Origin of the sequence: Corynebacterium sp. HMSC036D02 (assembly GCF_001836165.1) — a bacterium.
Taxonomy (GTDB): domain Bacteria; phylum Actinomycetota; class Actinomycetes; order Mycobacteriales; family Mycobacteriaceae; genus Corynebacterium.
Genome location: NZ_KV827690.1, coordinates 1 through 10,377 on the forward strand (window position 1 = coordinate 1; position 10,377 = coordinate 10,377).

Consider the following 10,377-nt stretch of genomic DNA (forward strand, 5'->3'; position numbering starts at 1 on the left):
AGGCGGATGTAGGTTTCAATATCCCCCATGAGCACAGAGACTAAAACAGCACCGTGGGCCCCGCAACCGGAAGAAGAAACTACCTGGTCTTAGCCGACGCAGGAGCCGGTTGGGGTGGCGTCGACAAGCTGCGTGACGTCACCCACGTGGCCGCGCACCTCGTCCGCGGTAAGCGCATAGCCCGTATCGGAATCCTCCACGGAAGCACCAAACACAACGCCGAGCACCTGACCCTCCGGGTTGATCATCGGACCGCCGGAATTGCCCTGCCGGATGCTACCGCGCACCGTGTAGGCATCGCGCTCCACTCGGCCAGTGGAGTAGATATCCGGCCCGGCGATGGTGAGGCGGTCACGCACGCGCGCCGGCTCCGCAGTAAATGGACCGGACTGCGGGAAGCCCAAGACGATGGCATCGTCCCCCGTCGCAGCCGCTTGCTCCGCCCACGGCAACGGCTCCAAGTCCAAGCCCGGGCTATGCAGCACCGCAATGTCCACATCCGAGTTGTAGTAGACCACATCCGCTTCCTTGAGCCCGAGCACGGTATCAAGACGCACCTTATCCGTACCCGCCACAACATGGGCATTCGTGATGACGTAGTCCGGTTCCGTAACGAAGCCCGAGCCCATCAGGCGGCGCGAGCACGCCTCCGCATCACCCAGCACGTGGATAACGGATGGCCGCACGCGTTCCGCGAGCTCAGAATCCCCAGTATTCACCGCGGGCGCATCCACCTCAACATCGGCGCCAGAACGCTCCCAGGGCGAGACCAACGGCGGCAGCCCAGACTCGTTGAGGAGCGCAGCCAAGCCATTCGGCAGCGCCGCCAAGCGCGAAGGCGCCACCGCATTGAGCGAGCTCAGCACACGTGATTCACGCAGCGCCTGCCCCGGCTGACCACCCAAATTGGAGGCCAAGGGCAAAGACACCAACCAAATCACCACGATGGCCGCCGCAGCTTGGAACACCGCGCCAATCGACGAATCCACGCGCTGCCCAGAGCGCGTACGCATACGGTCCCGCAGCGCCATGCCAAGCGACGTCCCCACCAGCTGCCCCAGCCCCACCAGCAAAATGAGCACGCCGACGGCCAGCAAAAAGCGCACGGCCGCCTGGTCAGTCAGGCCCATCGCCAGCGGGGCCAGCACGGTTCCCAGCACCAACCCCGCGATGATTCCCACCGCCGCGAGGACCGCTGCCAAAGCTCCCTGCCGCCAGCCCACGCGCACGGCGAGGAGCACGGCAATCACGATCAGAACGTCAACGGCTAAGGACACAGGGGGAATACTTTCTTAAGGGCTAAAAGGAGCAGAACTAGCCTATCTTCTCATTATTCAAAGAGCGATCGAGTGAGTCACGCAGATCATGAACCAGATTCTTATCCCACTCCACGCTCCACCCCGCGTGGTCCATGAGCCCGGACAGCACTCCCGCAGTAAATCCCCACACCAAATAGCCGCGTGTCCGAAACGCCGGCCCCTTCCAACGGCTAAAACCCACCATCAGGCGGTTGGCAGGATCCGCCAGTTCCCGCAGCGGGACGGTAAAGACGTCGTCTGTCTCCGCCGGACTCGCCGGCCACACGGTGCCTGGCTTATGCCAATACGCCAAGACGGGGCTCACGGTGTTGCCGGTCGCCGGGATATCCAGCTTGCCCCACTGCTCAAGAGGAGTAACGGTGGAGCGATCGAGGCCGGTTTCTTCTTCGGCTTCGCGCAAGGCGGCGTCGACAAGCGAGGCGTCCTCCTCATCCTTGCGCCCACCAGGAAATGCAATCTGGCCGGAGTGCGAGCGCATCGAGGGCGAGCGGTGCGTGAGCAGCACCTCGCCATCCTCAAAACTCGTGCCTTTCAGCAGCACCAACACTGCCGATTCGCGGCGGCGCCGAGCGGCCGGGAGGTGCCGGATGAGGCGCTCTTGTATCTTGTTGGTATCGACCCCAAGCGCGGGGCGCAACCACTCAGGAGAGTGAGCAGGAAACAGGCGGCTCACTTAAGAACCTCCTCGACGGCCTCCTCCAATTCTTCTGCGGAAGTAAAAGGTTTAATAAACTTCTCCTCCACTATGCCGTCGCGCACCACGAGGGTGATTGGGATGACGCCCGGCAGCCCGAGCTCGCCAGCGAAGGCTCCATCATCGTCCTGGTAGCTGGGGATATTGACCTGCAGATCGTTCAAAAGCGCCGCCCCGTTAGCGGCGTTGGCATCCGCATGCACGCCGACGACATTCCACGTAGAGTGCGAGCGCGCAAGGTCTTCGAAAAAGGGCAGCTCCGTACGGCACGGCTCGCACCACCATGCCCACAACGTGACGATCTGAACGTTCTTGGCCGCCGCGGTACCGGCCGCGCCCAGGCAAGGAAGGTCCACGCCAGCGATGGGCCCTTCGGGGCACTTGGGACGCTTAGCTACCTCTCGCTCCTGCGCCTCGGGGACGGGGACCTCCGGCTCATCATCCTCAAGGAGATTCACCACGCCAACGAATGCGAGTGCTGCCAGCGCGACAATGGCAACGATGCTCGCCTTCACGTATCCAGGCCACCGAGAATATTGGCTCATTGCTCCACCTTAACCCCGCGACGGGCACCATGGCGCAAGGACGCAGGCCGCGCACTTCGGCTTCCGGGCGGTGCACACGCGCCGCCCGTGGAGGATGAGGCGGTGCGAAAACACTGTCTGTTCCTCTTCGGGCACGCGCTTGGCGACGTCCCTCTCAATTGCCCGCGGCGTCTTCGCCCCTGTCAGACCGAGCCGCTGGCTTAAGCGCGTGACGTGGGTGTCCACCGTGATTCCCGGTAGCCCGAAGGCATTTCCGCGCACCACCAGTGCGGTTTTGCGGCCGACGCCCGGCAAGGAGGTCAGCTCGTCGATCCCTTGGGGCACCTGCCCGTCGAAATCTGCGACGAGCTTTTCCCCGATGCCTAACAAGTGGCCAGCCTTTGCGCGCTGGAATCCGAGGGGGCGGAGGATGCGCTCGAGATCGGCGCGGTCCGCAGCTGCATAATCCGGTGCGGAGGGGTAGGCAGCAAAAAGCTCCGGGGTGACCTGGTTGACACGGGCATCCGTGCACTGTGCGGAGAGAACTGTCGCTACGAGCAGTTCTAGCGGGGAGGTGAAATCTAGCTCGCAGTCGGCGTCGGGATATTCCTGCGCGAGGGCGGTGCGGATATGGACAATGCGCGCTGCCTCGGTATCGTCGTCATGCTGTGTGGAAAGGTCAGGGGACATAGAAGTAACTTTAGTGACGGCAGTTAGAATGGGAAGCATGATTTCACTCGTCCTCTTCGTGCCGCTATGCCTCGCGCTCTTTGCCATTCTCATGGAGAAGCTAGAAGCGACGGCCTTCGAGGATTAATCAAGGCGTGTGATTATTTTTCACGTTGGTGGAAATAGTGACTAATTACACTGTATGATGTTGTGCAGTGCCTCGTGGCGCACTGGAGTCTAGGTGCGTCAACATAAACCAAACCAGCTTGTGTCCCAGTGTTTTCCGGGCTGCGCAAGCTTTAAGGAGTAACAGTGGAAGGCGTACAGGATATCCTCTCGCGCGCTGGTATTTTCCAGGGCGTCGATCCGGTAGCAGTACAGAACCTTATTGAGCAGATGGAAACCGTCCGTTTCCCGCGCGGCACCACCATTTTTGAGGAAGGTGAGCCGGGAGACCGCCTCTACATCATTACCTCGGGCAAGATTAAGCTCGCCCGCCACGCCCCGGACGGCCGCGAGAACCTGCTGACCGTGATGGGCCCGTCCGACATGTTCGGTGAGCTCTCCATCTTCGATCCGGGCCCGCGTACCTCGTCCGCAGTGTGCGTCACCGAGGTTACCGCCGCCACGATGAACTCCGAGATGCTCAAGCAGTGGGTAGCCGATCACCCGGCGATTGCCCAGCAGCTGCTGCGCGTGTTGGCCCGCCGCCTGCGCCGCACCAACGCCAACCTGGCGGATCTCATCTTCACCGACGTTCCGGGCCGCGTGGCCAAGACCCTGCTGCAGCTGGCTAACCGCTTCGGTGTGCAGGAGGGTGGTGCGCTCCGCGTGAACCACGACCTCACCCAAGAAGAGATCGCCCAGCTCGTCGGCGCTTCCCGCGAGACCGTGAACAAGGCGCTGGCCACCTTCGCCCACCGCGGCTGGATCCGCTTGGAGGGCAAGTCGGTGCTCATCGTTGACACCGAGCACTTGGCCCGCCGCGCGCGCTAGCATGCGGTGCGTCGAGCGCACCGCATAATCTACGAAAAAGTCCCCCGAGATTATCGGGGGACTTAGTGGTTTTCAGATTACTGCTCAGTCGCGAGGTACTTCAGCGCGGTACGCGTCGACTGCTCAGCTGCGTGACGCAGAACCGGGTCAACGTCGTCATACATCTCATCGACGAGAGTCTTAACGTCGACGTCCTCACCAAGGCGCCCGCGGACCTCCTTGATCTGGTCCAGGCGGTGGTGGCGGCGGTCAATGTACTTACGGGCAACCGCAGAGGTGTCCTCCAAGTCCGGGCCGTGTCCCGGGAAAAGCGCCACATCCTTGCCACGCTCTTCAAGAAGATCCAACGTCTTCAGGTAAGCACCCAAATCACCATCGGTCTCAGACAGCAGCACGGTGTGGCGGCCGGCGATGGTATCGCCGGTCAGAATGCCCTCCAGCATGGAGTTCTTCGCTTCCGCCGACCACACGAAGAAGCAGGTCGAATCTGCAGTGTGGCCCGGGGTATGGACCACCTCAAGCTGCGGGGTGATGCCGTCGACGGTGATCACTTCACCGTCGACAAGCGCGTCCCCTCCGTTGCAGTAATTCGGATCGAAAGAGCGGATGGGGGCACCAGTGAGCTGGCGCAGACGCTGGGCGCCCGATGCGTGATCATCGTGGCGGTGGGTAAGAAGGATCAACGCCACCTCGCCCGCTTTCGCGGTCACAACATTGAGGTGACCTTCATCCTCCGGGCCCGGATCGACCACAATGGCGCGGGAATCTTCTCCGGCGCGGATGATCCACGTATTGGTGCCCTCCAAGGCGGTGTAGCTGGGGTTGTCACACAGCACGACACCGACGGACTGGCTCACGGGACGCAGTTGGCTATATGCAGGATGCTCCATGGTTCTAACCCTATCCGATTACTCAGCGATTTCTACGATGACTTCAATCTCAACGGGGGAATCCTTCGGCAAGACCGCTACCCCCACCGCAGAACGCGCGTGGATCCCAGCGTCCCCGAAGACCTCACCGAGGAAATCCGAGGCACCATTGATAACTGCGGCCTGATCCGTGAAGGAGGGATCCGAAGCTACGAAACCGACCACCTTTAGCACGCGGGTGATGCGGTCAAGCCCCACGAGGCCATCGATGGCAGCCAATGCGTTCAGCGCCGCCGTGCGCGCCAATTCCTGTGCCTTGTCGAGGCTTACCTCTGCGCCGACCTTGCCGGTGACAGGCAATTCCCCGCCCACAACAGGCAGCTGGCCAGATGTCCAGACCTGGTTGCCCACCTGGGTAGCCGGGATATAGGAAGCGAGAGGAACAGCAACGGAAGGCAGCTCGACGCCGAGCTCTTCAAGGCGGGCAAGCGCACCCATTAGGATTCCTCCAGAGGGCGCTTGAAATAGGCGACAACATTCTCCGGGTTCATGCCCGGGGTGATGGTGACGAGCTCCCAGCCGTCCTCACCCCAGGAATCGAGGATTTGTTTCGTCGCGTGCGTAAGAACCGGCGCGGTGGCATATTCCCATTTAGTCATGGAATCAATGCTACTAAATACCGATGAGTTCGCCACCCTCAGCAAGGTAGTGAGCCCAGCTAGTGATGTGCGGGTTCTTGCGTAGAAGGGCACGGCGCTGACGCTCCGTGAGGCCGCCCCACACGCCAAACTCCACGCGGTTATCCAGAGCATCCGCGCGGCACTCATTGAGCACCGGGCAGTGGCGGCAAATCACCGCAGCTTTTCGCTGCTCTGCCCCTCGCACAAAAAGTGCATCAGGGTCGCCATTGCGGCACTTAGCTTGGGTAACCCACTCACCACGCTCAGTAGTTAACGAGGCGTTCTTTAGCATTGTGGACCGTCCTGCACCTTTGACACTGACTGTCACGGCTAGGTAACTCCTTCCAAGCTCACCCCCGTCGAAGGTGAAGATCGTGAATAACCCTCTACTCGACGGAATATTATGTACCCTTGGTAAGTCTATTCACAGACCGGTATCCCTGTCTAACAGGTCACACTTTAGGGGGGTCTCCCGGATCTGCACCTGAACCACTAGTGTGTGGAGGGTGACTGTGATCAAATCCCTGGGAAAGCTCGTCCTGTCCACAGCACTGGTCGGCATCCTCATCGCGCTGGCCATCGCCCCCGTCGCCGGCGTCAGTGGCGTTGCCGTGGCCAGGACGAACGACACGATGCAATCGGACATCCAGGATCTCACCAACGGCGAAGCCCCTGGTGTGAGCACCATCTTGGATGCCAAGGGCAACACCCTTGCCTATATCTACGAGCAACGCCGACATCCGGTGCAGCCGGATGAAATCTCGGATGCCATGAAGCAAGCGGTCGTGGCCATCGAGGACCGCCGCTTCTATGAGCACGAGGGCGTCGATCTGCAGGGCAATCTCCGCGCTTTGTGGACCAATTTGGCCGCGGGCGGCGTCTCCCAGGGTGCGTCGACGCTGGACCAGCAGTATGTGAAGAATTATCTCCTCTTGGTCAATGCAACGACCGACGAGGAACGCCAGGCCGCGACGGAACAGTCCGTGGCCCGCAAGCTACGCGAGATGCGTATGGCCACGGATATCGACGCCAAGCTTTCCAAGGATGAGATCCTGGCTAATTACCTCAACCTCGTGCCCTTTGGTAACCACGCCTATGGCGTTGAGGCTGCGGCCCGCACCTACTTCGGAACTAGTGCCGAGAGCCTCACGGTGCCGCAGGCAGCAATGCTCGCCGGCATGGTGCAGTCCTCGGAGTATCTCAACCCCTATACCAACGAGGAAGGCGTCATCGAACGCCGCAACATGGTTCTCCAAGCCATGGCCGACACCGGTTCCCTCTCCCAGGAGGACGCCGATTCCTTCGCCCAGGAACCCCTGGGCGTATTGGATAGCCCCGCCACCCTGGCCAACGGCTGTATCGGCGCGGGCGATCGCGGTTTCTTCTGTGACTACGTGCTGGAGTACCTCAACGAAAAGGGCATCGACCGCGAGCACCTGACACGCGGCGGACTAACCGTCAAGACCACGCTTGACCCCGACGTCCAGGACCAAGCGCTCAACGCGGTGCGCAGCCATACCGCCCCGGATGCAGAAGGCGTGGCGGAGGTCATGAACGTCATCCAGCCGGGCACCAGTACCCGCAAGGTGCTGGCCATGGTCTCATCGCGCACCTACGGGCTCGACCTCGATAACAACGAAACCCTCCTCCCTCAGCCGAATTCACTGGTGGGCAACGGTGCCGGTTCGGTGTTCAAGCTCTTTACCGCCGCAGCGGCTTTGGAGGCAGGCTACGGCATCAAGGACAAGCTAGCTGTGCCGAAGCGCTACGAGGCGGAAGGGCTAGGATACGGCGGCGCTGCTAACTGCCCACCCAACAAGTACTGCGTGGAAAACTCCGGCAACTACGCCCCCACGATGACCATGCAGGACACGCTGGCCTACTCCCCCAACACCCCTTTCATCCAGCTCACCGAGCAACTGGGCGTCGAGCGTCAAGTCGACATCGCCGTTAAGCTCGGGCTGCGTTCATATGAAGACCCCGGCAGCTACGACGGCGAAACTTCCATCGCCGACCACATCAAGGAATCCAACCTCGGCTCCTTCACACTCGGCCCCACGGCAGTGAACGCGCTGGAGCTATCCAACGTGGGCGCGACGGTGGCCTCGCAAGGCATGTGGTGCGAGCCCAACCCCATCGAGGAGGTCACGGACTCCCACGGCAACGAGGTCTACCTCAAACACACGCCGTGCGAACGCGCAGTGGGCAAGGAAGTTGCGAAGGCGCTGGAAAATAACATGACCGCCGATACCGAAAAGGGCACCGCCGCCGACTCGGCACGCGCTGCCGGTTTCAGCGGCCAGGCCGCCGCGAAGACCGGTACCACGGAGTCCAACCAGTCCTCGGCATTCTTGGGCTTCAACTCGGCGGTCGCTGCCGCACCGTACATCTACAATGACGGGACCACCACGAGCCCGCTGTGCACCGGCCCAGTGCGCCAGTGCGCCAGCGGCAACCTCTTCGGCGGCAAGGAGCCAGCAGCAACCTTCTACACCATGGCCGCGCGCGTCCCCGAAGCGCAGAAGGGCACGGTGCCGGACTATGACCGCGCCTACGACTCCGGCACGGTGTCGCCGCTTATCGACGGACTGAAGGGCAAGTCCGAAAGCCAAGCCCGCTCCGCTCTGGAGAAGGCCGGCTATTCAGTCAAAACCACCGAGGTGCCCGCACCCGGTGTGGGATACGGCAAGGTAGTTCGCGTCATCACGGGCCCATCCGGCGCGAAGAAGGGCGCGGAGGTCACGCTCCAGCTTTCCGACGGCTCCGCAGGCGACTCCTCCGACTCTGCGAGTGCGGACCAAGTAGCCTGGGACTCCACCTACGGCGCACCGTCCGCACCGACCGACGGCGGTGACACTGGTGGCGGCCAGCCCTCTCAGCCTGAACCGCTGTTCACCCAGGAGGATGTTGACCGCTTCACGAATGACGTGCGGAGCTTCTTCGGGCTCTAGCGCGTTAATTCAGGGCGGCCTTGACCGCGGTGGACAGGCGCTTTCCGTCGGCGCGGCCAGCGGCCTTAGCGGTGGCCACCTTCATGACGTTGCCCATCTGCTTGATGGTCACTGGCTCGCCGGAGTCCTTTTCAACCTCGGCGATGGATTCGGCGACGAGGGTGTTCAGGGAGTCGTCGTCAAGCTGCTCTGGCTGGTAGGCCTCGAAGAAGGGGACGTCAGCAAGCTCTTCCTCCGCCAACTCCGGGCGGCCATTTTCTGCGTAGACCTCTGCGGACTCGCGGCGCTTCTTAATCTCGCGGGCGATGACCTTGAGAATGTCCTCATCGGTGATCTCATGGCGAGAACCAGAAGTTTCCTCTGCCTGGATGGCAGAAAGCAGAGAACGGATGGCGCTCGTGCGGGCCTTGTCCTTGGCCTTCATCGAGGTTTTAAGGTCAGCACGGATAGTTTCTTTCAACTCACTCATGCCCTTCAATCTACGCCTGCCAGCCCAGGTAGTGTGGTGAGGGTGAAGATTTACCCTGTCCTTGGCGGACTCGCCGCCGCTGGTCTGGGCACTGCCGCATGGGCGCATTCAGAGCTCACTAAGTTCGAGCTCAAGGAGTACACCCTGCCGCTGCTGGAGCCCGGCACGCTGCGCGAGGAGTCCGAGTTCCGCATCCTGCACGTGTCAGACCTCCACATGATTCCGGGCCAGCGCGCCAAAATTGAGTGGGTCTCGGGCCTCGACGCCCTCGACCCGCACTTGGTAATCAACACCGGTGACAATCTTTCCGACGAGCGCGGCGTCCCCGAGGTCCTCCGCGCCCTTGGCCCACTGCTCAGCCGCCCGGGCATGTTCTGCTTTGGCACCAATGATTACTGGGCGCCGCGCATCCCGAATCCCCTCAACTACCTGATTGGGAAGAAGAACGAACCTTCCTACGTGAACCTGCCGTGGAAGGGCATGCGCGCGGCCTTCCTCGAGCATGGCTGGCACGACGCCAACCAGGCCCGCGTGGAGTTCAAGGTCGGCGACGTCCGCCTAGCTGCCGCCGGCGTGGATGACCCACACCATGATCTGGATGACTACTCCGAAATCGCCGGCGCCCCCAACGAGGACTCCGACCTCTCCTTGGCGCTGCTGCACTCCCCGGAGCCCCGCGTCCTGGAGAAATTCGCCGCCGACGGCTACCAGCTGTCCCTGTCTGGACACACGCACGGCGGCCAGCTCTGCCTGCCTTTCAAGGTGGCGGGCTCGCGCTCCATTGTGACCAACTGCGGCATCGATCGCGCCCGCGCCCAGGGCCTGCACCGGTTCGAAGAGATGTACATGCATGTCTCCAACGGGTTGGGCACCTCGAAGTTCGTTCCCTTCCGCGTCTTCTGCCGTCCGTCTGCCACGCTGCTACGCATCACCGAAAAGGCCGCCTAGGTATACCCCCTCCACGCTGCCGTTTTGTCCTTTCAGACCAGGGTGAGTTACAGTATTCCGGTACCGCTTAGAGCGAGACACCGGGATATGGCGCAGCTTGGTAGCGCGCTTCGTTCGGGACGAAGAGGTCGCAGGTTCAAATCCTGTTATCCCGACCACAACCCGCAGGAAACTGCGGGTTCTTTTGCGTTTTCACTGGGCCACGCCAACGGGGCAAAGCGGCTTGCCGGCCTAAACGACAAAACGTGTTGTTTTCCG

At 61.8% G+C, this 10,377-nt stretch carries 12 protein-coding genes and 1 tRNA gene; 4 read left to right on the forward strand and 9 right to left on the reverse strand.

Going from position 1 to position 10,377, the window contains the following annotated elements:
* Positions 1-89: 89 nt before the first annotated feature.
* The 4 genes from HMPREF2743_RS08100 to nth are packed head-to-tail and all read right to left on the reverse strand — an operon-like array spanning position 90 to position 3,227.
* The gene (locus HMPREF2743_RS08100; RefSeq protein ID WP_070818554.1) at positions 90-1,277 is read right to left on the reverse strand and encodes a MarP family serine protease; all 1,188 of its coding nucleotides are present in this window, start codon (positions 1,275-1,277) and stop codon (positions 90-92) included.
* A 37-nt stretch (positions 1,278-1,314) separates the two neighbouring features.
* Complete coding sequence (locus HMPREF2743_RS08105) at positions 1,315-1,992, reverse strand: NUDIX hydrolase (protein WP_070818555.1); 678 nt, start codon at positions 1,990-1,992, stop codon at positions 1,315-1,317.
* Positions 1,989-2,558 (reverse strand): TlpA family protein disulfide reductase, encoded by a 570-nt coding sequence (locus HMPREF2743_RS08110; protein WP_070525244.1) that lies wholly within the window; start codon positions 2,556-2,558, stop codon positions 1,989-1,991. The genes HMPREF2743_RS08105 and HMPREF2743_RS08110 overlap by 4 nt, the downstream gene beginning before the upstream one ends.
* A gap of 9 nt (positions 2,559-2,567) precedes the next feature.
* The gene (gene nth / locus HMPREF2743_RS08115) at positions 2,568-3,227 is read right to left on the reverse strand and encodes an endonuclease III (protein ID WP_246824485.1); all 660 of its coding nucleotides are present in this window, start codon (positions 3,225-3,227) and stop codon (positions 2,568-2,570) included.
* A gap of 291 nt (positions 3,228-3,518) precedes the next feature.
* On the opposite strand from nth, the gene glxR reads away from it, so the two are divergent.
* Positions 3,519-4,202, forward strand: coding sequence for a CRP-like cAMP-activated global transcriptional regulator GlxR (gene glxR, locus HMPREF2743_RS08120; RefSeq protein ID WP_010189962.1), 684 nt, complete (start codon positions 3,519-3,521; stop codon positions 4,200-4,202).
* Between the two features lie 77 nt (positions 4,203-4,279).
* Here the strand turns inward: glxR and HMPREF2743_RS08125 are convergent, their stop codons facing one another.
* The 4 genes from HMPREF2743_RS08125 to HMPREF2743_RS08135 are packed head-to-tail and all read right to left on the reverse strand — an operon-like array spanning position 4,280 to position 6,043.
* Positions 4,280-5,092 (reverse strand): MBL fold metallo-hydrolase, encoded by an 813-nt coding sequence (locus tag HMPREF2743_RS08125; protein WP_070525242.1) that lies wholly within the window; start codon positions 5,090-5,092, stop codon positions 4,280-4,282.
* An 18-nt stretch (positions 5,093-5,110) separates the two neighbouring features.
* On the reverse strand, positions 5,111-5,569 hold the full coding sequence (locus HMPREF2743_RS08130) for a RidA family protein (RefSeq protein ID WP_070525240.1): 459 nt from the start codon (positions 5,567-5,569) through the stop codon (positions 5,111-5,113).
* Positions 5,569-5,730 (reverse strand): Sp36 family protein, encoded by a 162-nt coding sequence (locus HMPREF2743_RS12635; RefSeq protein ID WP_010189965.1) that lies wholly within the window; start codon positions 5,728-5,730, stop codon positions 5,569-5,571. The genes HMPREF2743_RS08130 and HMPREF2743_RS12635 overlap by 1 nt, the downstream gene beginning before the upstream one ends.
* Before the next feature lie 13 nt (positions 5,731-5,743).
* Positions 5,744-6,043, reverse strand: coding sequence for a WhiB family transcriptional regulator (locus HMPREF2743_RS08135; RefSeq protein ID WP_010189966.1), 300 nt, complete (start codon positions 6,041-6,043; stop codon positions 5,744-5,746).
* 214 nt (positions 6,044-6,257) lie between these two features.
* Here HMPREF2743_RS08135 and HMPREF2743_RS08140 point away from each other — a divergent pair, with 214 nt between their 5' ends.
* A complete protein-coding gene (locus HMPREF2743_RS08140; protein WP_246824486.1) occupies positions 6,258-8,702 on the forward strand; it encodes a transglycosylase domain-containing protein in 2,445 nt (814 codons plus the stop codon).
* 4 nt (positions 8,703-8,706) lie between these two features.
* Here HMPREF2743_RS08140 and HMPREF2743_RS08145 read toward each other — a convergent pair whose 3' ends face one another.
* Positions 8,707-9,171: a GatB/YqeY domain-containing protein gene (locus HMPREF2743_RS08145; RefSeq protein ID WP_070525237.1), complete on the reverse strand. Its 465-nt coding sequence runs from the start codon at positions 9,169-9,171 to the stop codon at positions 8,707-8,709.
* Between the two features lie 42 nt (positions 9,172-9,213).
* Between HMPREF2743_RS08145 and HMPREF2743_RS08150 the strand changes: the two genes are divergently transcribed.
* Both HMPREF2743_RS08150 and HMPREF2743_RS08155 read left to right on the forward strand, forming a co-directional pair.
* Complete coding sequence (locus HMPREF2743_RS08150) at positions 9,214-10,119, forward strand: metallophosphoesterase (RefSeq protein ID WP_070818557.1); 906 nt, start codon at positions 9,214-9,216, stop codon at positions 10,117-10,119.
* Between the two features lie 81 nt (positions 10,120-10,200).
* Positions 10,201-10,277 (forward strand) — tRNA-Pro (locus HMPREF2743_RS08155).
* Positions 10,278-10,377: the final 100 nt, after the last annotated feature.

Coding starts and splice junctions, on each gene's coding strand:
- HMPREF2743_RS08110 (WP_070525244.1), bottom strand. CDS start 2,558: ATGAGCCAATATTCTCGGTGGCCTGGATACGTGAAGGCGAGCATCGTT.
- nth (WP_246824485.1), bottom strand. CDS start 3,227: ATGTCCCCTGACCTTTCCACACAGCATGACGACGATACCGAGGCAGCG.
- HMPREF2743_RS08125 (WP_070525242.1), bottom strand. CDS start 5,092: ATGGAGCATCCTGCATATAGCCAACTGCGTCCCGTGAGCCAGTCCGTC.
- HMPREF2743_RS08130 (WP_070525240.1), bottom strand. CDS start 5,569: ATGGGTGCGCTTGCCCGCCTTGAAGAGCTCGGCGTCGAGCTGCCTTCC.
- HMPREF2743_RS12635 (WP_010189965.1), bottom strand. CDS start 5,730: ATGACTAAATGGGAATATGCCACCGCGCCGGTTCTTACGCACGCGACG.
- HMPREF2743_RS08135 (WP_010189966.1), bottom strand. CDS start 6,043: ATGCTAAAGAACGCCTCGTTAACTACTGAGCGTGGTGAGTGGGTTACC.
- HMPREF2743_RS08145 (WP_070525237.1), bottom strand. CDS start 9,171: ATGAGTGAGTTGAAAGAAACTATCCGTGCTGACCTTAAAACCTCGATG.